Origin of the sequence: Kamptonema formosum PCC 10802, assembly GCF_000332335.1 — a bacterium.
Taxonomy (GTDB): Bacteria; Cyanobacteriota; Cyanobacteriia; order Cyanobacteriales; family Oscillatoriaceae; genus Oscillatoria.
This window is the reverse complement of the sequence record NZ_KB235952.1, coordinates 41,403-63,161: the sequence shown is the minus strand read 5'-3', so window position 1 is coordinate 63,161 and position 21,759 is coordinate 41,403. Positions and strand designations below refer to the sequence as shown.

Annotated in this window: 17 protein-coding genes and 4 pseudogenes; 2 read left to right on the top strand and 19 right to left on the bottom strand. The window is 55.4% G+C overall.

Annotated features, from left to right (window positions below):
- Positions 1-182: 182 nt before the first annotated feature.
- The 6 genes from OSC10802_RS0136360 to OSC10802_RS43500 form a co-directional block, all read right to left on the bottom strand.
- Positions 183-419: a hypothetical protein gene (locus OSC10802_RS0136360; protein WP_017721674.1), complete on the bottom strand. Its 237-nt coding sequence runs from the start codon at positions 417-419 to the stop codon at positions 183-185.
- Positions 420-764: 345 nt separating this feature from the next.
- Positions 765-2,210, bottom strand: coding sequence for a DUF1802 family protein (locus OSC10802_RS0136355; RefSeq protein WP_017721673.1), 1,446 nt, complete (start codon positions 2,208-2,210; stop codon positions 765-767).
- Positions 2,211-2,221: 11 nt separating this feature from the next.
- Positions 2,222-4,219 (bottom strand): hypothetical protein, encoded by a 1,998-nt coding sequence (locus OSC10802_RS48380; protein WP_155969210.1) that lies wholly within the window; start codon positions 4,217-4,219, stop codon positions 2,222-2,224.
- A gap of 19 nt (positions 4,220-4,238) precedes the next feature.
- The gene (locus tag OSC10802_RS0136345; RefSeq protein ID WP_017721671.1) at positions 4,239-4,910 is read right to left on the bottom strand and encodes a hypothetical protein; all 672 of its coding nucleotides are present in this window, start codon (positions 4,908-4,910) and stop codon (positions 4,239-4,241) included.
- Positions 4,911-5,576: 666 nt separating this feature from the next.
- Positions 5,577-6,365 (bottom strand): PhzF family protein, encoded by a 789-nt coding sequence (locus tag OSC10802_RS0136340; RefSeq protein ID WP_017721670.1) that lies wholly within the window; start codon positions 6,363-6,365, stop codon positions 5,577-5,579.
- Between the two features lie 311 nt (positions 6,366-6,676).
- Positions 6,677-8,782 carry an AAA family ATPase gene (locus OSC10802_RS43500; protein WP_052334390.1) on the bottom strand — a complete coding sequence of 702 codons (2,106 nt, stop codon included), beginning with the start codon at positions 8,780-8,782 and terminating at the stop codon, positions 6,677-6,679.
- Positions 8,783-10,332: 1,550 nt separating this feature from the next.
- Here OSC10802_RS43500 and OSC10802_RS0136325 point away from each other — a divergent pair.
- A complete protein-coding gene (locus OSC10802_RS0136325) occupies positions 10,333-10,569 on the top strand; it encodes a hypothetical protein (protein WP_017721665.1) in 237 nt (78 codons plus the stop codon).
- 141 nt (positions 10,570-10,710) lie between these two features.
- Positions 10,711-10,914, top strand: a complete 204-nt coding sequence (locus OSC10802_RS52280; protein WP_017721664.1) for a hypothetical protein — start codon at positions 10,711-10,713, stop codon at positions 10,912-10,914.
- Between the two features lie 441 nt (positions 10,915-11,355).
- On the opposite strand, the gene mdh is transcribed toward OSC10802_RS52280, so the two are convergent.
- From mdh to OSC10802_RS56250, 13 genes and pseudogenes are all read right to left on the bottom strand, one after another.
- Positions 11,356-12,342 (bottom strand): malate dehydrogenase, encoded by a 987-nt coding sequence (gene mdh / locus OSC10802_RS0136315; protein WP_017721663.1) that lies wholly within the window; start codon positions 12,340-12,342, stop codon positions 11,356-11,358.
- Between the two features lie 214 nt (positions 12,343-12,556).
- On the bottom strand, positions 12,557-12,790 hold the full coding sequence (locus OSC10802_RS0136310; protein ID WP_017721662.1) for an NAD(P)H-quinone oxidoreductase subunit O: 234 nt from the start codon (positions 12,788-12,790) through the stop codon (positions 12,557-12,559).
- A 911-nt stretch (positions 12,791-13,701) separates the two neighbouring features.
- Entirely contained in the window at positions 13,702-14,595 is an 894-nt protein-coding gene (locus OSC10802_RS0136305; protein ID WP_017721661.1) for a DNA-formamidopyrimidine glycosylase, read from the bottom strand.
- A gap of 3 nt (positions 14,596-14,598) precedes the next feature.
- Entirely contained in the window at positions 14,599-14,973 is a 375-nt protein-coding gene (locus OSC10802_RS0136300; RefSeq protein WP_017721660.1) for a photosystem I reaction center subunit IV, read from the bottom strand.
- A 107-nt stretch (positions 14,974-15,080) separates the two neighbouring features.
- Positions 15,081-15,338 carry a hypothetical protein gene (locus tag OSC10802_RS52275; RefSeq protein ID WP_155969208.1) on the bottom strand — a complete coding sequence of 86 codons (258 nt, stop codon included), beginning with the start codon at positions 15,336-15,338 and terminating at the stop codon, positions 15,081-15,083.
- Positions 15,313-15,954 carry a DUF6391 domain-containing protein gene (locus OSC10802_RS0136295; RefSeq protein ID WP_017721659.1) on the bottom strand — a complete coding sequence of 214 codons (642 nt, stop codon included), beginning with the start codon at positions 15,952-15,954 and terminating at the stop codon, positions 15,313-15,315. Before OSC10802_RS0136295 ends, OSC10802_RS52275 begins: the two co-directional genes overlap by 26 nt.
- Before the next feature lie 222 nt (positions 15,955-16,176).
- Positions 16,177-16,586 (bottom strand): annotated as a pseudogene (locus OSC10802_RS43490) (zinc ribbon domain-containing protein); the annotation flags it as partial.
- A 261-nt stretch (positions 16,587-16,847) separates the two neighbouring features.
- A pseudogene (locus OSC10802_RS55310) lies at positions 16,848-17,282 on the bottom strand (RNA-guided endonuclease TnpB family protein); the annotation flags it as partial.
- A gap of 144 nt (positions 17,283-17,426) precedes the next feature.
- A pseudogene (locus OSC10802_RS56895) lies at positions 17,427-17,733 on the bottom strand (helix-turn-helix domain-containing protein); the annotation flags it as partial.
- Positions 17,648-18,288, bottom strand: a pseudogene (locus OSC10802_RS48370) (IS607 family transposase). The pseudogenes OSC10802_RS56895 and OSC10802_RS48370, both read right to left, overlap by 86 nt.
- Before the next feature lie 167 nt (positions 18,289-18,455).
- Positions 18,456-19,202 (bottom strand): MORN repeat-containing protein, encoded by a 747-nt coding sequence (locus OSC10802_RS0136270; protein WP_017721655.1) that lies wholly within the window; start codon positions 19,200-19,202, stop codon positions 18,456-18,458.
- 248 nt (positions 19,203-19,450) lie between these two features.
- The gene (locus OSC10802_RS52265) at positions 19,451-19,768 is read right to left on the bottom strand and encodes a hypothetical protein (RefSeq protein ID WP_155969204.1); all 318 of its coding nucleotides are present in this window, start codon (positions 19,766-19,768) and stop codon (positions 19,451-19,453) included.
- A 54-nt stretch (positions 19,769-19,822) separates the two neighbouring features.
- A partial coding sequence (locus OSC10802_RS56250) for a hypothetical protein (RefSeq protein WP_017721654.1) occupies positions 19,823-21,759 on the bottom strand: 1,937 nt, incomplete at its 5' end.

The following is a 21,759-nucleotide window of genomic DNA, read 5'->3' as shown; positions in this document are numbered from 1 at the left end:
CCCAAGCCAAGCTCTCTCAAGCTAGTTTAACCCAAGTTGCCACCTACAAGTCTCAGCATCCAGATCCCCCCAAACCCTTCTTAAAAAAGAGAGCTTTGAGGTGTCCCCCCCTTTGTAGGGGCGGGCCCTTCCGCCCCGGCTAGGGGGCTCTCGCCTGACTCACTTCTAAATCGCAACTTTAATTAGTTTACCCAAAATCCTACATAAAATTGCGCTCCCACTGTCTGAATATTAATTTTTTTTTCATCACCCCCCTGTCCCTGAGAAACTTTTCTTGTCGGGAGTGCGAGCCGGCCTTCCCTGACCCCCTCTCCCCCATCCCCACAGGGGGCTCCGAGTCCCCCCGCCTTGGCGAGTCCTTGCGCCCAGTGGGCAATCCCCCCAGCCCCCTCACTTCCCGCTTGACAGGAAAATTGCACAAGTGGGTGCGGTGAGGGGGCCGCATATCGCTCACTTGCTATTCTACCACCGGCACGCCACTAAAACGCGGGGCAAGGAAAAAAAGAAATCTTTTTCCCCCACTCCCCCGGGTGAGCGATAGGGTTGACTCCCCTACCCCCTATTCCCCGCAACTTGAGGTATAAGGTCAGCGGTTGACTCCTCCCTTCAAACCAACTCCCCGCGCAGGACCGTCCGTCACCGCCTTCCCCCCAGACACACACCCTCTCGTGCCAATCGCACCGGCACCACGCCACCCCGCGCCGACGCCTGATACGCCACAAACTCATTACTCTGAGCAACTCACCCCACCAGCCGGCTCTTTCTCAACCATCCACCGGCAACTCGCGGAGAAAATAGAAGCTATCTCTCTGCGAGTCGCTGCCTTTAATTCTCCCCAAGTAGCCGGTTAGCGGCGAAGAAAGCTCAATCAGAATTTCGCGCATTTCTTCACGAGTAAGGGATTGAGGCGGATGCGAGTTGTAGGCTCCATATATCGTATCAACCCCAACCGCCTCATCGCCGGTATTTTCCTGGTATTTTTTCACAACTCCGATTAGGTGCGAACGCAGCACCATCTCTCTTTCAGCCAGAGCGATGTATTTCTCAACCGCACCATCAGATTGCCCCGGTTTCAGGCAATCTTTCAGCTTAAACAAATCTACGGCTCCTGGATACTTGCTTTGCAGTCTGACCAGCTTCTCAAGCGTTTCTGGATTAAGAATTGCCATCTCGTGCACCCTCGCGGCATCTAGTAGTTGCGGAGTCGGCTCGCCCGGGCCTATGATTAACTTAGCGACTTTCTTTAACAGTTCTGAGTCTTTCAGGCGCAGTGTTCCCAGATTCAACAGCTGCACAGCCGTATCATTGGGAATTTTCTTGCCAGATTTGCACTCCCCCACCAGGGGATAGGGTTTCGAGCAGAACAAATCTATCCCACCGGCACCCCCCCTGTGGAAATAGTCAACGGTAAAGCCGAGAAACTCAAGGCTGCGGCGCACAATGTTTTCAAAATCCGTGCCGGCTTGATAGTTGCTTTTTCCCTCGTCTAGATGTTTGCTGCGATTTCCCAAAGCAGCAATCGTAGCTATCCAATCCAAATCTGCATCGGATTGACTCACCGGCACCTCCCCACGCCAGCCCAGAAAGATTTTGAGTCCCTCATCTAGCTGTTTAGCCGCTGGGTTGGTGAGGGCGATCTGGGCGAGTTCCGCCTGCAATTCTTCCAATTCAGGATGCGCCGGCACCTCTCGCTTTTCCAGCCTCACCCGCCGGTGGGTGAATTCAGAATCGCTGAGTGCCGGTGCAGATTCACTCACGCTCAGAGTGTCGGGCAAAGAGACAAACTCATCATCCGGATGCCCCAACACCCACTGCGACTCTGGCTGAGACAGCAGATGAACTCGCAAATATGCCAGGTAGATATACTCCCGCTGCGAGAGAATTTCCTGCAAAGCTTCAGCTTTCCATATCGTTAACCGCGACAGCCTATCTAAAGGTTCCGTACTGTCAACTATTTGGCAGCGTTCGCAGCTAGCCCAAGCTTTAATCAAAACCGTCTCAGAATCCAGCTTCTCAAAAGCAGTTTGGGCAAAGGGCAAAAAATCAGGCCGGTAGTACCGCTCAGCGGGCAGTAGATTAATCGAGGCATCACAGGGATAGAGAGCAAATTGCTCCGGCTCGATATATTGGCGAGGCATCGCTACAATCGTTCGCCCTTGGATTAAAGCCTCAATATCTGGAGCGGGCAGGCGCAGGGCAGTGTCAATCATAACCGAATTCCTCATTCCTCACCCAACCCTTCCGGAATCTGACCCGATGGAGCGCTCATAATTTCACGGAGCGTCGAATTGTCAAGTGCCAATCTCTGGTGCTGGATAAATGCTATAATTTGCTTGTCAGTTAACTGGTAATCTCCCTTCCCCTTGTGGACAGACCAGATAGCTAAAAGAGGTTTAATATCAGCCGCCGCCAACCGCACCCATTTTCCACCCAGCTCAGGAGACAGAAGTTTACTCAAATACTTTCGGGCTTCAGTTGCACCGGGACTAATCTCCTTAGAACGAACTAAGCACCCACGAGTCAGGCCAAACCGTTTGTACGCGATTAGACGTTTCAGTGCCGCTATCACTCCATTTGCACTAGATTGCTGAACAACTGCCACTCCTATCTTAACCGATTTCCCGTTTGAATCGCCGCAAATTTTGAAATCTATATAGCCACCGTTATCGCTTTTAGGTTCTACCCGCTCAATGCCCTCGATTTTGACTTTCTCTACAGTTTGTCCCTTCAATAAATTAAACCCTAGCCGCAAAGCATCTGCAATTTTAGCTCTATCCTCCAACCAGCTTTCTCCAGAGTGTTCAAGCGCCGCTAGCTCCTTATTATATGCAAGTTCAACCACGTGTGATGCGGTTTGGGTGCCGGTGGGGGCGGTTTGGGTGCCGGTGGGGGCGGTTTGGGTGCCGGTGGGGGCGGTTTGGGTGCCGGTAGGGGCGGTTTGGGTGCCGGAACGCTCTGGGATTTTAAAGTTTTCCGCACACCACTTCAAAACTTTTCGTGCGGAATGCGCAGAACCAGAACCCAGCTCTCTGAGTTGATTTTTTTCAAATGGATAGACCGGCGTAGGGGGGATTAAATTTTTGGCCTGATAGAACTCTGCCAGCCAGATGGTCACTAACTGAATGATCGAGTCCCCATCCGGAAACTTCAAGTTAATCGGATTTGACGCTGAAATTCTATCCGGCACTCCCCCCGGCATCGGCTTGACCTTCTGGCTCCATGTATCAGGCAACATCACGGTCAGGATAACAACCCCTTGACTGGACTCAGATAAACTAATACTATCAACCAGAGTCTTAATCAGCTTCGCAACCACCTGAGTTCTGGCCAAACCGGCATTACTGCGCCTGCTATCAGGCAAATCTAGCTCATCAAAACAGATGAGTAGAGCCTTGCTCTCGCTAATCAGGCTCAAGATTTGCAGAATATTGTCAAGAGCTTTTGATTCCGAATCTCGCGACTCTCTGCTAGAATAGGGCAACTCAAGCTCTTTGGCCCTGCTTTCGGACAGGTCCTTGCCACATAGCCACTTAATTGCGTAAAGCGAATGGGGTTCTGAAAGCGTCCATAAGATGGCGCGGACAAGATCCGGATCGAGGCGTTTCCTTCTCTGCAATCCATTATATTTAGCCGCTATTACATCAATCCACTGACGAGTTTTTTCTAAAGTTTGATTTGGGTCAATCACCTTTTCAACTAGCGTTTTTGCTGCAAAGGTTTGCGCATTGGGATTCCCGGCTTTCAGGACTTGGTTAGCCATAAATGTGGCTAGCTCCTGCCACTGCGTTACTCCTTCGCTGCCCACTCTATCCAGACTTTCTGCCAAAGTTTGCTGGAACTCGCAATTTATCGAGTTTACATCATATTTCTCCACCCCTGCATAAACAAACATTGCCCCGCCCTCAGCTTTGCAACGGCGGCGAAGGCGACTGATAATATGGCTCTTTCCTTCTCCTTGTGCGGCAGTTATAACCATTGAAGTTATCTTATTTCGCGCCGATTGAGCCTTGCGAACTCGGTCGAGAGCATGAAAAACTGCCTCGGAAGCGTGAGCGTTCAGAGTCTCCACATCAGGAAATCCTCCATCCCAAACATCCGGCTCCCTGACAATTGCAAGGCTAGGAAATGGATTTTCACTTTTTTCTATAGCAGCGTGTATTTCTTCAATCGGAGATATTCCCATAGTGATGCCCGTGAAGTATAACCTGTTAACAGACATGTCGGTCAATCAGTCAAGTTCAATCACTCAGGTGCGTAGCGTAGTAGCGCAACTCCCCCAGTGAAGTCTTAACTGAGTCCTCCGCTTTATCCGGGGTGATGTCTGGCATCTCTCCCCCCTGAAGCTTAAAAATACCATTAGCTTGCATCTCCAGCAGCCACTCCCTGAATTTCTCGCGGCTAACCCGCTCCCCAATTTCCCGCCGCATCCGGTAAATCGGCACCAGATCGTCCAGGTTGTAGTCCCGGTTCAGCCGGTCATACACCTCCAGCCCCACCGGCTCAAACTCCTCATAAGACGAGATTGCCGGCACCACCGGCTTCCCTTCACCCGCCGGCACACTCACCGCACCGTCCATCTTCCGAATCCACTTCAGCAGCGCATTCGCCACCCGACTGCCAACTTGAGTCCCCCCAAACTTCATCTCAGGGTTTTTCAGTTCCTGCGCCAGCATCTGCAATCCCTTATCCGTCAGGGAAACCAGCGTCAATCGCTTTTCCACCTTTCTCTCAATGGCCCCTTCCTTCTCCAGTTCCTTATAGTCCTCCCCGCTCTGTTTCACCTTGGCCGTCAGTTCACTTTTCTTAACCGGCTTCCCCTCCCCCAAATCCCACAACATTAGCAGCAGACGAATTCTAACTTGGGCTTCCGAGCCCTGTTTCTCCTTAGTTGTGTCAGCTTCTGATGACATATAAAATTCCCCACAGTTTGTATCGGGTTGTATCGGGCCTTTCCCCTGACAGGTAAAAACCCCAAGCCAAGCTCTCTCAAGCTAGTTTAACCCAAGTTGCCACCTACAAGTCTCAGCATCCAGATCCCCCCAAACCCTTCTTAAAAAAGAGAGCTTTGAGGTGTCCCCCCCTTTGTAGGGGCGGGCCCTTCCGCCCCGGCTAGGGGGCTCTCGCCTGACTCACTTCTAAATCGCAACTTTAATTAGTTTACCCAAAATCCTACATAAAATTGCGCTCCCACTGTCTCAATATTAATTTTTTTTTCATCACCCCCCTGTGCCGGTGAAACTTTTCTGGTCTTGGGCGCGAGCCGGCTTTACCTGACCCCCTTTGCCCCATCCCCACAGGGGACTCCGAGTCCCCCCGCCTTGGCGAGCCCTTGCGCCCAGTGGGCAATCCCCCCAGACCCCTCACTTCCCGCTTGACAGGAAAATTGCACAAGTGGGTGCGGTGAGGGGGCCGCATATCGATCACTTGCTATTCTACCACCGGCACACCACTAAAACGCGGGGCAAGGAAAAAAAGAAATCTTTTCCCCCCACTCCCCCGGGTTAGCGATAGGGTTGACTCCCCTACCCCCTATTCCCCGCAACTTGAGGTATAGGGTCAGCGGTTGACTCCTCCCTTCAAACCAACTCCCCGCGCAGGACCGTCACCGCCTTCCCCCCCAGACACACTCGCTCTCCTGCTAACCGCACCCGCACAACACCACCCCGCGCCGACGCCTGATACGCCACAAACTCATTTTTCTTCAGCCTCTCGCTCCAAAAAGGCGCGAGACAGCAGTGCGCCGAACCCGTCACCGGATCTTCATTTATTCCCGCCGCCGGCGCAAAAAATCTCGACACAAAATCATACCCCGCCGACGCCGCCAAACTCGTAACAATCACCCCCCGCACCGGCAGCCTTTTCAGCACCCCAAAATCAGGCTGCATCTGGCGCACTATTTCCTCCGAACCCACCTCCACCAGATAGTCAAACTGGTTTTTCCCCACATATTTCAACTCCACCCCCAAACCCTCTCGCAGCAAGTCTGGCGCACTTGCCGGTTCTGGCGGCTGAGCCGGAAAATTCAATTCAATCCAATCCCCCTGTCGCTCAGCCGTCAGCAACCCGCTGCGCGTGTGAAACCTCGCCTGCGCTGCCGGTTCTAAATCCCCCAATTCCCACAGCACATGAGCGCTCGCCAGAGTCGCGTGCCCGCACAGATCCACTTCCACTGCCGGTGTAAACCAGCGCAAATTAAACCCATCCTCAGCCTTAACTAAAAACGCTGTTTCCGACAAATTCATCTCAGCAGCCACCCTCTGCATCCACACCGCATCCGCCGGCTCGCTGAGCACGCAAACCGCCGCCGGATTGCCGGCAAACGGTTTGTCTGTAAAAGCGTCCACCTGAATCAGTCTTATTCCCATACAGTCTCTTCACACAATTGAGAAACGGGGTTTCTTGGAGAAACCTAATTTCTGTATCTTACCCGCCGCCTGGATTCCGCGCAAATATCCCCAACTCACCTTTGCCTTTCCATCCTCCCGCAATAAACGAGGAATCCGAAAAAGTCCGCCTGCGCGGATTTTGCCTGTCGCAGTCAATTTCAATCGCCAGAGGAACTGGGAGTCATTTGAAAGAGGAAGCGCATCCTCTCTTATCTGAGTTACGGGGCGGAGCCCCGTAACGAGAATTGCAACCGGCTTTCCCAAAGAAACCGGGTTTTTTTAGGCACCGGCTACATCAAATCCGGCAGGAAATCCCGAGTGCCGGCCATTTCCCCAGTGTCCGCCAACTCACCGGCACCGCCGGCATCCCCCACAGCCGTTCCCCCAGCAGCAACCTCACTCCCCCAACCGCTCAAAATCTCTCGGATTAGAGCATTCTCCGCTGTCAGCCTTCGCTGAGCGATAAACTCAAAAATTTCAGTGTCACTCAACTGCTGCTCAGCCCAATCCTGATAAACCGACCAAATCGCCACCAGCGGCTGAATATCCTCAGCTTTCAGCTCCACCCATTTGCCCCCCAACTCAACAGCCAGCCGGTGCAGGATCGCCGACGCCTCCCAGTCCTCCGGAATTGCCCGGTCGGCGTCACGCACCAAACAGCCGCCGGTCAAATCAAACGTTTCGTACTGTATTAAGCGTTTTAACCCAGCTGCCACACTGTACCGGCGCTCGTCCTGAAGAACCGCCACACCTATCTTGACAGCTTCTCCATTTTGTGTTCCAATTACCTTAAACTGAATGTGGCCGCGATTTGCTGATTTCGGTTTCACCTCACTGACAACCGCCTCAACCGTCACCCCACCCACCGGTTGCCCCACCAGCGTCTGGAAGGCAAAATAAAGCGCACCGGCAAGCAGGGAATTCTCCGAGTAGCGCTCGCCGATATCGACAGCCATCGCTGCCTCAAAAGCCCGCGCCAGCTTTTCCTGCGGGTCAAGTTCAGCCGGGCGAAAATTCTGGGCGCACCACTCCACAACCTGCCGCACCACCAGCTTCTCTCGCCCCAGCGCCCGCAGCTGGCCGGCATCAAAAGGATAAATCGGCGCGGGAGGCTTCAGGTGTCTCTCTGCATAAAAATTTTGCAGCCAGCAGGTGACTAAATCCACAATCCAATCCCCAACCGTCTCGCACAACTCAATCGGATCGCGCTTCCCAGCAATACCTGCCACCAGTGCCGGCGGAAGCGTCAGAATTTTCTCCTTCCAAGTTGCCGGTTCCATCGCCGTGAGAATCACAACCCCGTAATGGAGGTGGGCGAACGGGAGAGTGTCCGCCAGACGCCTGACCGCGCTAGCCACAACCCGCTCCCGCCTCAACGTTTCGTCGGGGTTTTCCCCTAAATCCAAATCGTCAAAACAAATCACTAGCGGGTAATATCTGCTAGCCAACTGCAAAATTTGCAGCACCGTCTCCCAAGAGACAGACTCTCTATCTTCGCGGCTGTGATTCGGCAATCCCAGCTCCTCTGCTTTCCAGGGTGCCAGCACCTTTCCCGCCAGCCATTTCATCGCAAAAGGAGTTTGAGTGTTGCACAGCGTCCAAACAAGCGCCCGCACAATATCCGGATCGGAAATGTCGGGTTGCGTTTTGAAAAAAGCCTCAGTCACCTGGTTCACCCAAACCAGATTCTTAGGTTGGCTGCTCAGCGTCAGCTTTCTCACCAGTTCCAAAGGAGCGAAGCCTCTCGCCTCAGGAGTGAGCGCTTTAATCGCTCCATTGACCACATCTGTCGCCAGCTGCTGGCACTGCAGCACCCCATAGGAACCCGAGTGTCTCAAGCTATCCGCTAGCATTTGCTGAAATTCGTGGCGCATCAAGTTGACTTCATTGAAGTGATTGGCACTCACATAAATAAATAAGCCACTGCCTTCCTCTTGCAGCCGGTGGCGAATGCGGTGAATCAGATGACTTTTGCCGGTGCCGGCACTGCCGGTGATGGCCATTGAGATCGTCGTGGCCTTGCCATCCCGCACCCGCTCAAGGGCTTCAAAAACCGCACCGGCAGCGTGGGCATTCAGCGCCGCCACATCCGGCAGTCCCTGACTCCAAATCTCTGGATCTCTGACAGCGTGCAGTCTGTCAAAGGGGTTGTGACTGGCAATCGCAGCGTTGAGCGCTTTAATAGAAGAAACAGAATCACGGGCCATAGCAATTTCTGTGGTGAGGTACTCAGTGGAGTCCGAAAGCCTTATCTGAGGCGCTATATAGCGGTTTTTCCCCAGACAGGTGAGCGATAAGGCAGACGCCCTGCATCTGGCACAGAGTTGCTGGCTAAAGCGTGCAGCCACTGACCGCCCGCGCCCCGCCAGCGGAAGGCCGGTGCGCGATCGCTCCATTGTCGCTCTCTCGCGCGCATGTTGCTATTTTGCCCCATAGCAGCCACGAATTGTCACAAGGCAGCCCAGCCTTTCAACACTCTTTGGATGCCGGTACGAGCGCCACGCTCAAACCCTCTGACGGCGGGGGCTCCCTATTCCTGCCCCGCTGGCGCTTCAGCGCTCCGTATCCGTAAGAGCGCGCTCAGGCCACTTCTGCCATCCCACGCGCCTAGAGCGCACGGTTCCCAACAGCTGCAAATGCCTGCTCGCTTGGCTGTGGCTCACTCTACAATCTATATCACCAGTCATATTGCTGAGGACATTAGCGGCCTGGGGATAAAAGGCGTAGGACAGGCGTTCCCTCCGATCCTAATGTCCTAATATAGCAGCAGTCATATTGGTTAGAACAATAGAAGCTTCGGAAGCGGGGGAGCAAGGGAGGCCGAAATGTACGTTTCCTAAATGCTTACTGCTATATAGATGTAGGGGGGCGTCCCGCCCCCCTGCAGGTCTAATGTTCTAACCTAAGTGCATACTGCTATAAAAGGCGCAAACATCTAAAATCTCTGCCGGCCCTCAAACCCCACCAACCGGCCTCCGTGGAAATACGGAGGCTTGCGGAGCGCAAAAATCCCAAAATCAACCGAAGCCATTTGGTGTGACGATTAGTGTATAGTGGAATCAACAAGCACAAGGGAGGTGAGTCAACCTGCTGGCAGTTGAACAGAGAATCATCAACAGCAGCCATCCTGATTGGCAGACTTGCTATAATCTGGCTTGGCGATCTAAGAACATCTTTAATTTTTCCAACTCCTACATCCGGCAGCGGTTTTTTGCTCCCGGTAAGGTTTCGATCGACAGCGAAGTCTATCGGCTGATTAAGGATTCTGATGCTTATCAGGCGCTACCCCAGAAAGTGAGCGGTCAAGCGATCCGTCAAGCAGGCAAAGCTTGGAAGTCTGACTTGGCTGCTATAGAATGTTATCGAGTTCCTCCAGAATAATTCAAGGCACCTCCTCGTATTCCGCAGTACAAAGATAAAATTAAGGGGCGCAATCTCATCACTTAGGACTGTCAGGAGGTTCGCAGGAAAGCCCTCAAGAAAGGGCGATGTGAGCGATGTGAGCCGTCAGGCTCTCTGGGCTGTCATTTCCGACCCAGGCTACAACTTTTAAGGAGGTGCGCATCCTACCAAAATGCGGCTGCTATATGATAGAGGTGGTTTATGAAAAGCCCGAACCGACCGCAGCCGGCTAAAATCAGGAATGGATAGCAGGAATTGATTTAGGATTGAATAATCTAGCCGCTGGGGTTGCCAATAAAGCGGAATTTCAACCTTTCTTTGTTAATGGCAGACCGCTCAAACCCATCAATCACTACTATAGCAGCAGTCATATTGGTTAGAACAATAGAAGCTTCGGGAGCGGGGGAGCAAGGGAGGCCGGAATGTAGGTTTCCTAAATGCTTACTGCTATATAGACGCTGGGGGGGCGTCCGCCGAGCCTGAAGGTCTAATGTTCTAACCTAAGTGCATACTGCTATACCCTAAGCGGAAAGCTTCGCTCCAATTGGCACTGCCCAAAAATAAAAAGTGGAGCAGTCAGTTTGACGCTTTAACTCACAAGCGCTCCCAAGAAGTCGAAAATTACTTGCATCAACCCTGCCGGTACAGTATCGACTCTCTAGTGGCGGCAGGCATCGAAAAACTGGTTATCGGCTATAATCAGGGATGGAAACAAGAGATTGATATCGGTAAGGTGAATAACCATAACTTCACCAAGAGTCCTCACATAAACTTGGCTTAGGTTCGGAATGTCCTAAACTTACTGGTGATTGCTTTACAAAACTAGCAAGTAAGGCTTTCGTTCGGTAAGAGCCGGATTGGCCCTACTTTTTAGTAGCTGTAATATTGCTTATCGTTTTTTTAGTCTCTCATTCGCACCTGTATGAAAGTTCCACTTTTCGCCACCAAGCTCTCCGCAATCGCTTCTTTGCCTTCCCTCGTCTCCGCTTCTGAAAAGGCTGTTGCTCAGGGTGCAAAGGCTATCGACACCGGCTTGTGCACGCTCGTGTACTTGGCTCTATTCCCAATAGTCGCTTTGCCTCTAGGCTTGCTAGCCCTCTTAACCGGTGAGGAGTCTGAGGATTAATTTCTTTTTTACCGGCTATCTCTATAGCGCTTCTCATATTTGTGAGGTACTGAGAAACCCGGTTTCTTTAAGAAACCGGGTTTCTCCGCCATAGTTCATCCAACTGAGAAACCCTCTAACTGCTCTGAGAAACTCTTGCGCCTAGGTGCTGCCCTTTAACGGAGGGCAGTCGCAGGCGTGCTGTCTCGATTTGCGCCGGCATCAGGCCGGACGCTGGGTTTTCGCTCTTTCCCATTCAGCAAATTCTTATTATGTTCGGTAGATTAATCTATACATAAACTGGGGGGTGGGAAGCATTGGGCATCCCCGATCTGGTTTCAATGACCAATGCTCCCCTCAGAGATATTATGATTATTCAACCGAACTTTGTATAACTTTACGGGTGCGGTCTGCCGAAACTGCGGGGTGCGCCTTTGGGCGCACCCTTGTGAGGCGCGCGCCTCACACAGTCTCAGGCACAGGGGTGATTATCTCTTTCGCCCGCGTAACATTTGTGCGGACCGCATCAGCAGAAGCCATGAAAGCCGCCTTTTCCTCCGGCGTCAGGTGGAGCTCGATCACCTGCTCCACCCCACGGCTGCCCAACCGGCAGGGCACGCCCAGGAAAATATCGCGCAAACCGTATTCGCCTTGCAGATAGGCAGCTGCCGGCAGCAGGCGCGATTCATTGTATAAAATCGCCTCCACCATCAGACAGGCGGAAGACGCCGGTGCGTAATAAGCGCTGCCGGTCTGCATCAGCTCCACAATTTCCGTTCCGCCATTGCGAGTGCGCTGCACGAGGCGCTCAATCGTAGCGGCGTCCATCAGTTCCGTAATCGGAATACCGCCAACCGTGCAGTAGCGGGGCACCGGCACCATCAGCTGGCCGTGATCGCCGAGCACCATCGCATTGATCTCGCGCACGGAAACGCCCAGTTCCATCGCAATAAAGGTCTGGAACCGCGCCGAGTCGAGCACCCCAGCCATGCCAATCACGCGGTTTCCGGGGAGCCCGCTGGCTTCCCAAGCCAGATAAGTCATCACGTCCAGCGGATTGGTCACCACGATTACAATGGCGTCCGGAGAATTGGCAATCGCTTGTTTCGTGGCGTCCACCACAATCTTGGCATTCGTCTTCACCAAGTCTTCCCGACTCATTCCCGGTTTGCGAGGCAGACCGGCAGTGATCACCACAATGCTAGAGCCGGCTGTATCCTTATAATCGGTTGTGCCAATAATCTGCCGGTCGTGGCGCTCCACCCCCCTGGCTTCCATCAGGTCGAGAGCAATGCCTCGGGGCATGCCCGGTATAATGTCCAGCAACACCACATCGGCGATGTTTTTCTCGGCAATGCGCTGGGCCAGGGTACTGCCCACCTTGCCGGCACCAATAACCGCCACGCGAGTGCCGGTACAAACAGCTTGGGACAATGGAGTGTCTGTCATATCAATCTCTTTTCTATCCCGTTTCCGGCATCATTCTGACACCGGTTTCCCGGCAGTGCCGGTATTGTTTGGGTAATCTTTACTTTTTGCCTGACCGGCCTCCAATGCCCGTTCCCTCCCAATACCACACAAAGCGGCGAATGTCAATAGTGCGGGCGCGTGAACTGCCCGCCCTACCGGTGTGGATTGGCCCGCGCTGGCGGTAAGCTGCAGGTTAGTTGAAAGGTTCTAGCTGGTCGATACGCAACCAAATATTTGGCGTCGGCACTTTACCAAACTTAACAAAAGCGTAATCGCCCCGGATGTCCACAACTTCCCCCTTGCTGTCAAAGATATAGGGGGGGAAGCGGGGGTCAGACGCTTGCGCTTCCAGGCTGATTTCCAACTTTTCGCGGACGGCGCGGACAAGGTCGCCTTTTTTTATTGCCCCATTTTTCTTTTCTGGCATACTCTGTCTCGTGTTTCGGATTGCTGTCATTAAAAATTTTAGGGCGCTTCTGGCGTATGGGGGCAGCGGGCAATGGGGCATTGGGCATGGGGCATTGGCTTTCCCCTCACACCTAACCCCTAACCCCTGGGGCATGGGGCAGCCGGCACCCTTGCACCCTGGCACTGGCGTTCCCCAACACCTAACCCCTAACACCTGACAGCAAGTTGGCATAGATAGGAAGCTAGGGCACATTGAATTTGCACGCTTACATCTCTATCCCTAGTTCCCAGACTCCGCCTGGGAACGCCGTCCTGGCGGATCTGCCCCAAAGAGCCGATCTAGCAGTAGTCATATTGGTTAGGACACTAATGGCATGGCGTCTGGGGCTCATGCGCATGAGCCCCATGCGCATGGGGTAAGTAGGGGCGGGTTCACCCAAGATGTCTCTGGGTTTTACCAGATGTTAGTAAACCCGCCCCTACCAGCTTTTGCGTGATGCCATGCATGCGTGATGCGATGATGCCCAATACGATGATGCCCATGTCCTAATCTAAGTGCATACGGCTATATCCCTCTTTTGTCAAACAAGGCTGAAAGCCCTAAGCGCAAGCGGGACGCGATAGCGTCCTTCTGTCGCTGCCTGAAATGGCAAAAATTCGTCAAATTGCCCCAAAATGACAGAAGAAAGATATAGCAGCAGTCATATTGGTTAGGACATAATTGGCCTAGGGGAAAAGGCGTAGGACAAGCGTCCCGCCTGTCCTACTGTCCTAACCTAAGTGAATACTGCTATAGAAAGATTAAAAGCCTAAAAGCTTATTTCTCCTGGGAGTGCAAAAGCTTTACTGCCGCCTTTTTCAATTTCATTATCCGAAATCTAAAATCCATGCATTGGTATAGCCCCTGACCCCCAACCCCGAGTCCCGAAGCTATTTCTGGCACTGCCGGCAAAAATGCGACGACCGACCGGCCAATTTGAGGCGCTCCACCGGCGTGCCGCAGACGCGACAGGGCTGGCCCGCTCGACCGTACACTCGAGCCACACCCGCATAGTTGCCGTTGACACCCTCTACCGAAACAAAGTTGCGAATTGTCGAGCCACCGGCTATAATTGCCTCCTGCAAAACCTCAATCAGGGCGTCGCGCAATTTAGCGATTTGCTCGCGGCTCAAATTGGCGCACAGCGCGTCTGGGCGCACGCCGGCCACAAACAGAGCTTCATCGGCATAGATATTGCCCGCACCGGCAACAACCGACTGGTCGAGGAGAGCCGTTTTTACAGGACGGCGGCGGTGCCCGAGAGCTTTTGCCAGATATTCTGGAGAAAACTCAGCGCAGAGAGGTTCGGGACCGAGCTGCCCGAGGCCAGAGATCGTGGCAGAGGGATCTGCAGCTCCCGAGAGCAGCCACATCTGGCCAAACGTCCGCTGGTCAACAAAGCGCAGCTCGCGATTGCCGGGGAAGAAAAGGCGGACGCGGGTGTGTTTTTGCAGGGGGGTGTCCCGATCCAGCCACAGCAGCTGGCCGGTCATGCGCAAGTGGACGCCCAACCAGCCCCCTGTGCCAATATCGGGCAGGGGTTCGCCCGATACAGCGCTGCCCTCTCGGGAAGATCCCGGCCTGCAGAGTTCGGCGAGTAAATATTTCCCCCGCCGGTGCCACTGGGCCACCGTTGCCCCTTGCAGGCCCGCCAAAAAATCGCCAGCAGAAACAGGGTGGGCGATGGTGCGAGGCCGCAACACATCCCCACCCAGTATTTCCTGGCCTGAGGTGACTTGATTCAGCCCCAGGCGCACCGTTTCAACTTCTGGCAGTTCCGGCAAAGCTTAACGCCCTTCAGTTCCCTGATTGGGAGTGCCGGGACGGCCACTGCCCTCTCCGGGTTGAGCTTCTGGTTTGGCAGTTTCCTTCGCCTTGGTTTGGACGCCGCTTCCGGCCTTGCGGGAGCCAGCATCTTTGACGGACCCCTTGCCGGCGGCGGCGGCTTCGGGCGCTTTTTTATCCTTCTTGGGACCTGCAACCTCAACCACTTCCGACAGCGCGAAGTTGTTGGTATTGATTCCCGAGTAATTGACCTTATCGAAGCGGACGATGACAGGGTACTTGATCCCGCTTTGGTCTACGGAGGCAACCGTGCCCACATCCTTGTACCAGTAGGACTCTTTACGGAGAATCCGAACCTTGGAGCCGCGTTGAACCATGATATTCCTTCCCGAATGCGATGGATTGTCAAACCAAAAAAGTCATTGTTTTTCAGCGTACTATCCTATTTGGACTCTTGACTCACTCTATTCTTTAAGTTTTGTTACTATTGAACCGGCTTTTGTCTCCCACCCGCACCGCCTGAGGCGGCTGCGGGCCAGAGGAGTTCCAGAAGCGGGCCAACCTTCAGGCCAAACCCCTCACCCTGCCGGGGCCGCCCAGCGGTCAAGCTTGCCCAGCTTGCCCCAAAGGGAGCGCCGCAGCGGTAGGGGCAGGGGCGGGGGCTTTTGGCGACGGGAGCGCCCGACGAGAGCGCCTCATCCTTGTTGCCGGTGCGGTCACGCCCGCCAGCGGACGCGGACAAAATGGGCGCTCCGCCCCCAGAGGTCGCGGGTCATACTAACATCTTCAATAGCCAGATTGAAGGGAATCGCAGTGGTCAAGTAGCGCTGAGCGAGACTGCCCAGGTCAGGAGCCAGCTGGGCGGCAGTAGTAGCTGCCACGCCCAGACCAATCAGCTGTTCCACCGGCCCTCGGGGCAGCAGCAGGTGGATGCCAACAGCCAGTCCTGCCGTCAGGAGCATCCCCACCGACAGATTGGTGCCGCAGCGCGGATGGACAGCCAGGTCCCAGTCCCCGCCAGTGAGGCGCTGCAGGGCCGTGTGAGCGGCCCTTTGCAGCTGCACCGTATGGACGTGGCCATAGAGGTAGAATCCCCTGTCGGTGGACATCCCCCCCAACAGCTCGTTATCAGCCGGACCGGCTGGCGAGAGTCGCCGAGAGGCCGGTGAGGTGGGAGATGAGCTCAGCACCCAAACGGTAGCGTGTTCCAAAGCGTGCACTTGGCGCAGCATCAAGAGTTCCTTCAGACCGGGGACAAACTCCAGCAGCCTGAGCAACTCAGCATCTTGGGTAGGGTGAGGGGCAAAATCAAACGGAGACTGGGCAGTCTGGGAGGAAGCATCAAGCAAAGTGGTCATGGCAGCAAACCCCCACAAGCATTACAGTACAAAAAGTCTGATATAGCAGCAGTCATATTGGTTAGGACATTAAAGGCATGGCGATCATGGCATGGTGCTCATGGCATGGCCCATCATGAAAGACTCACAGCAATGCCCCATCGCCCACTGCCCCATCGCCCACTGCCCCAATGCCCATTGCCCATTGCCCATGTACTAACCTAAGTGCATACTGCTATACATTTACGCGACATTATTCCGGGCCTTACCGGACAATGCCACGATAGCACTATTACCGTCAAGGGTAATAGAGGCGGTATCTCGCAAAGCTTTCAGGAAAATCCCACGCGATCGCCATTCCAGTCGAGCGATAGCGTAAACCGGCAACTGGGACAGTGAAAAATTTTGGAGCCACCTAAGCGGGTGTGGACATTTGCCGGCTGGCAGGTCTTGCTGGTGAATTCTTCTGTCACATCCAAAACGGTGGTTCCTGTCAGTTCAGGTTGATGCTTTAAAGTCATCTTGAACCGATAGTGCGCATAAGTCAGCATCGCTCTCTCCGTTTTGGATTTGATTTTTCGCTCTGGCTTGGCAACCCTGTCGGAAATCTTGAAGGTAGGCAGAAAAATAAAACGGTAATTGCGCGTTAGATATAGCAGTAGGCACTTAGGGAAAGGACTTGGGGTTTAACATGATGTAGGGGCGGGAACACCGACAAAGAGTGCCACACAGCTACAACACCGATAAACTCGCCCCTAACCTCTGATATAGCAGCCGGCAATTGGGCCATAGCGTGTCCTAACCAATATGACTGCTGCTATAGCCCTCTTTTATCAAACAAGGGTGAAAGCCTGATCTGTCGTTGCATGAAATGGCGCAAATTCGTCAAATTGCCTCAAAATGACAGAAGAGGGATAATATGCGACCTGTTTGTGGGCTTCATCTATCAAGTCTCGAATTTTGACTCGCATCCTCTGAGCGTCGCTCCGCTTGCCGCCGCTTCTTATTGGACTCTCTAGCAATTCTGCTGACCAAAACATCTAAGTGCTGGCACAGCCTAGTGATGCGCCCAATATCCCCGCTTCCCAACCCTATAAATTTGCGCCCATCGAAACCCGTCAGGAAAGTCATTATGTTAGGATATAGCGCAATTATTCCATCCGTTTTGGTGTTTGGGTGGGACTGATTTGTGCGGTTTTGGGGAAAACAGCAAACCATTTCCCCTGAGTAAAGACTAGCTGCGTTCCTTGGGCGCAAGAAATGGGAATTGACTCGGCAGCGGTAAACGAAAGTCCCTTGGTTAACTTCGGATACCAGGTCTCCTGAGAGAAATTGCTCTCATTAAATTTATAGCAGGAGTCATATTGGTTAGGACATTAAGGGCATGGCGTATGGCGCGTGGCGCATCATAGAAGACTCACAGCTTTTGCCTAATTCCCAATACCCATCGCCCACTCCTCCAATGCCCATGTACTAACCTAAGTGCATACTGCTATAATGGCTTGAGAGGTGTCGCGGCAGCTTCTAAACTGAGCGTCTTTGCTCGCACCAGAGCGCGTGGTAAGCGTCAAAAATCGCATTCTGCCGGATGTGGCAGGGCGTTTCTTTCACCCATTGAGCCAGGTCCCCTGGATAATTTCGTTGCGCCTCCGCTCTAAGGGCGATGGCCTAGTTGTAGCAGGACCGGCAGGCTGCGAGCCATTTTCTCCAGGTTTTATTGAGTTCCGAGCTTGGGGAAACCCGGAGCTTCCTTGACCTGAGCTTTGTACTTTCGGAGTCCGTAGAGCCTGGAGCTGTAGCTTGCTTCCGCGAAGCAGTCGCCATGAAGGATGGCAAGGATATCCTCAAGCCTGCGCGCGGTCCCGACTGAGACTTGTTTCGTTGAGAACCATGAGATCGCACCCCTGCATGCTTGCAGAGCCATCGAAACAGGTCAAAGCCTTTTCTCGCCAGTCTGTCTTTGTGAGGGACGACAATCAGTCCGACATCGTTTGACAGGATTCGCTCCAGTAGGGTTTGCAGCTTTTGCCGCTTGAAGTTGAGCCCGCCTCCGACTGGAGTGCGGCGCGGAGTGCGCTTTTCGGCGATGACTTCTGCTTGCGGGTAGAGGCTGCTGAGTGCTGCTCAAAGCCGGTTGAGGTCGGGCTGTTGGGCTCGACCGCTAACTCTGGCGCAGGCGTTCACTTTCCTGCTGTCCCTGCCAGATTTGGCGGCGTAGGACTCGATGTGATAGCGGCGCTGTCCTGAGGGAGTTCTGATGGCTTCGATTCGGCAATCCCCCTCCCAACTGCGGAGGGTTCGCTGATACACTCCTTGGGCTTCTGCCGCTTCTTTCGGTTTGACATATTTAGCCAACGATCCTTCCTCAAATCCCCGCCAGTTTTAGCGCGAAATATTCCGCTTTGTCAATAAAATCCAGGATTAAATTTTATCTCTCTCAACTGTAGCGCTGGTGCCCCAGAGCCGTTGCCAATCTTTAGCAGTTGAGATGTGCTGCCAAGCTCATCCAGGTGCTTGCGGCCTCAGGATTTAGGAGCTTTTGGGTCTACCGGCTGGCCCTCGCGGAAATCTCCCTGAAAGCGCTTGCCGTTGGCCTGTATGAGTACCCCTTTGCCATGAGGCCGGCCCTGGCGTAACTCTCCCTCATAGCGAGCCCGGTTTGGGTACCTGCAGGTTCCTTTCCCGTCCAGGCTGCTATTGAAGAACTGCCCTTCGCAGCGAGTGCCATCTGTGCGGATGACTGCGCCTCTGCCAAAAATCGCGCCAGCAAAGAATTCTCCCTCGTAGCGATCGCCATTGGCGAAGATAAATTTCCCCCGCCCGTGAGGTTGGCTGGTAACGCTGCCGCTGTCAACTATTCGGACAATCTTGAACGGTCCTTCGTAGCGATTGCCATCGGCGAAGATAGCTTTGCCGCTGACGATCGTACCGTCCTGAAACTGTCCCTCGTAGCGGGAATCGTCCTTAAAAATAAAAACGCCCTGACCGTTTGGCCGTCCCCGGAGGAACTCTCCCTCGTAGCGGTCGCCATTGGCGTATACATAGATGCCTCTACCATTGGGCAGACCGTTGACCATATTTCCCACATAGTTGTCACCCCCCTCGTAATTGCATTTCACACTGCCGTTGCGGGGGCTCCCTTCGCAGCGGGGGGGTTTAGCACCCGCGTCTTGCGCCAGTGATCGCAAGGGATTGCTCAGATAGGTGCCGGTTTCCAGCAAGATAGCCGCTACTACCAGCATCCCGATTTTTTGAATTGAGTGAGGCATGGGTAAAATCCTCCAACCAAATGATTTTAGCTCAGCGATTTCTTATAGAAGATAATTTGCTGTTAATTTTCAATCTATCATCCCATTTACCCCACTGGCAAATGCTAGCAGATACCTAAATACAAGCATTTTCGCCTAATCTTCCTGGCTTCCCAGCCGTACTGCCATGCAGTTCTTTTGCACGAAATTGGCGGGGGTCAGTTTGTGCTGAGCCTGTTGGGCGATCTCGGGGACAGGTGAGCGGATAGCTATACATCAGGGCGGCGAGGGCAGGGCGCACTGTCCCACTGTCCTGTTCGATCGGCGGCAAAGACGACAGCTCGACGACCGCCGCCGATAGCGCCATGGAGGCTATTTCCCAGTATACCGGCGGCGACGGGATGGGATGCGCGGGGGCTGCCGGTGGCACACTTTGGCGTCTGGCCAAGGGTAGCCCTGGGCAGATAGATACAATTTAGCGACTGCCGGCACTGATGTCCAGTTGTGAGGTCAGTGGCATTGAGGCGGTCGAGTCGCGGGAGAGCGACGATACCCCCGGGCTTTTGTCTGGCACGAGAGACAGACATCCCGACCGCCGTGCCAGTCGGGTGCCGGGGGTCGCTCTTTGCAACAGGTCTGTGCTAGGTGCCAGACTGCTTTGCTGGTGCGGGCGCTGCCGGTGTGGGCGCTGCCGGTGTGGGCGCTGCCGGTGCCCCCACTGCCGGTGCGGGCGCGGTGGGAACCGTCACTCCCGGTGCGGGCGCTGCGGGTGCCCCCACTGCCGGTGCGGGTGCGGTGGGAACCGTTACTCCTGGTGCGGCGGCGGGCGCTGCCGGTGTGGTGGCGGCGGGCGCTGCCGGTGCGGGCGCTGCCGGTGCGGCGGCGGGCGCTGCCGGTGTGGCGGCGGGCGCTGCCGGTGCGGGCGCTGCCGGTGCGGCGGCAGGCGCTGCCGGTGCGGGCGCTGCCGGTGCGGGCGCTGCCGGTGCGGTGGCGGGCGCTGCCGGTGTGGGGGCTCCCGGTGCGGCGGCGGGCGCTGCCGGTGCGGCGGCGGGCGTTACAGGTTTTTCCCCGACGAGTTTCTCAACCTCTGTGCCATTTTCCTCCAGAATCACCACCGGCTCCCCACCTTGATTCATTTCTACCCGTTTCACCAGAACCTGACCATTGGCCAGCCGCTGCCCCACCTTGACGTACCGGCTGGTGGGCTCATTCGGGGCTTTCAAAATGATTTGAGTTTCATTCCCCACCTGGACTACGCCGCTGATTTCCACCGCTAGGGCGAGGTCCGGTTGGGGGACAGGTGGCAGTGGGGGAATCTCCGGTTCTGGGTTAGCGGCAGGCTTTTCCGCAGGCGGCTCTGGAATTTTAGGGCCAATGTTCTGCGGCAGTCCGGGCAGCGCTGGCACTTGCCGTCCCGGCACAGCGGGCAGTTTAGGCGTTTGAGGGGCTTTTGGCGACGGGCGGAGGGCTACTTGGCCTGTCTGGCCTCCGGCAGCCGGGCGGGACTGGCTGGCTTGAGGTCGGGCTGCCGGGCGGGACGGGCGAGCCGCTGGCTTCTGGGGAATTTTCGGGCCAATGTTCCCTGGCAGTCCAGGCAGTGCCGGCACTTGTCGCGCTGCCATCGCGGGGAGTGAGGGCATTTGAGCGGGTTGCGGGGACGAGGTGCGGGCCATTCTGCCTGCCTGCGGTTGGGCGGTCGGTCGGGACGGGCTGCGGGCGGGCTGAGCCGCTTGTTGAGCGCTGCGAGCCACAGGCCGGTTGGGCAAAACGCTGCTCCTGCCGCCCCCCTGCGCTAACGCGCCTCGCCCCGCATCGGAGGGGAGTTTGGGGGCTTGAGGAGAGTTCGCGGACGGGCGGAAGGCGACTGGGGACGCCTTGGGCCCTGTAGTAGGGCGGGACGGGCTGCGGGCGGGCTGAGCCGCCAATTGAGCGCTGCGGGCTGCTGGCACTTTCGGGCTTGCCGGCACTTGTCGCTGCGCCACAGAGGCTTGAGGGGTTTGAGCCGGTCTGGCAGCCGGGCCCGGAGCTGCTGCGGCTGGCTTAGGTGCCGCTGCCGGGCGGGACGGCCCCGCTGTAGCTCGGGCCATTTGAGTGCTGCGGACTGCCGCCAACTTCGGGCTGGCCGGCACGGTGCGCCCCGCTACTGAGGGCAGTTTGGGGCGTTGAGCCGGTTTGGCGGTGGCAGCTACCGCTGCTGCGGCTGGCTTAGGTGCCGCTGTCGGGCGGGACGGCCCCGCTGTAGCTCGGGCCATTTGAGTGCTGCGGACTGCCGCCAACTTCGGGCTGGCCGGCACGGTTCGCCCCGCTACCGAGGGCAGTTTGGGGCGTTGAGCCGGTTTGGCGGTGGCAGCTACCGCTGCTGCGGCTGGCTTAGGTGCCGCTGTCGGGCGGGCGGCTGCCGCTGCGGGCTGGGCGGCCATTTTAGCGCCGCTGGTTTCTGGCACCTTGGGGCTGGCCGGCACGGCCCACCCCGCTACCGAGGGCAGTTTGGGGGTTTGAGTCAGTTTGGCGGTGGCAGCTACCGCTGCTGCGGCGGGCTTAGGTGCCGCTGTCGGGCGGGCGGCTGCCGCTGCGGGCC

What these genes read in the sequence shown, in the direction of transcription:
- OSC10802_RS43500 (WP_052334390.1), bottom strand. Translation starts at nt 8,782, where the DNA reads ATGGAGCGATCGCGCACCGGCCTTCCGCTGGCGGGGCGCGGGCGGTCA.
- OSC10802_RS0136300 (WP_017721660.1), bottom strand. Translation starts at nt 14,973, where the DNA reads ATGGTTCAACGCGGCTCCAAGGTTCGGATTCTCCGTAAAGAGTCCTAC.
- OSC10802_RS0136340 (WP_017721670.1), bottom strand. Translation starts at nt 6,365, where the DNA reads ATGGGAATAAGACTGATTCAGGTGGACGCTTTTACAGACAAACCGTTT.
- OSC10802_RS0136295 (WP_017721659.1), bottom strand. Translation starts at nt 15,954, where the DNA reads ATGACCACTTTGCTTGATGCTTCCTCCCAGACTGCCCAGTCTCCGTTT.
- OSC10802_RS52280 (WP_017721664.1), top strand. Translation starts at nt 10,711, where the DNA reads ATGAAAGTTCCACTTTTCGCCACCAAGCTCTCCGCAATCGCTTCTTTG.
- OSC10802_RS52265 (WP_155969204.1), bottom strand. Translation starts at nt 19,768, where the DNA reads ATGTCTGTCTCTCGTGCCAGACAAAAGCCCGGGGGTATCGTCGCTCTC.
- OSC10802_RS48380 (WP_155969210.1), bottom strand. Translation starts at nt 4,219, where the DNA reads ATGTCTGTTAACAGGTTATACTTCACGGGCATCACTATGGGAATATCT.
- OSC10802_RS0136345 (WP_017721671.1), bottom strand. Translation starts at nt 4,910, where the DNA reads ATGTCATCAGAAGCTGACACAACTAAGGAGAAACAGGGCTCGGAAGCC.
- mdh (WP_017721663.1), bottom strand. Translation starts at nt 12,342, where the DNA reads ATGACAGACACTCCATTGTCCCAAGCTGTTTGTACCGGCACTCGCGTG.
- OSC10802_RS0136270 (WP_017721655.1), bottom strand. Translation starts at nt 19,202, where the DNA reads ATGCCTCACTCAATTCAAAAAATCGGGATGCTGGTAGTAGCGGCTATC.
- OSC10802_RS0136310 (WP_017721662.1), bottom strand. Translation starts at nt 12,790, where the DNA reads ATGCCAGAAAAGAAAAATGGGGCAATAAAAAAAGGCGACCTTGTCCGC.
- OSC10802_RS0136355 (WP_017721673.1), bottom strand. Translation starts at nt 2,210, where the DNA reads ATGATTGACACTGCCCTGCGCCTGCCCGCTCCAGATATTGAGGCTTTA.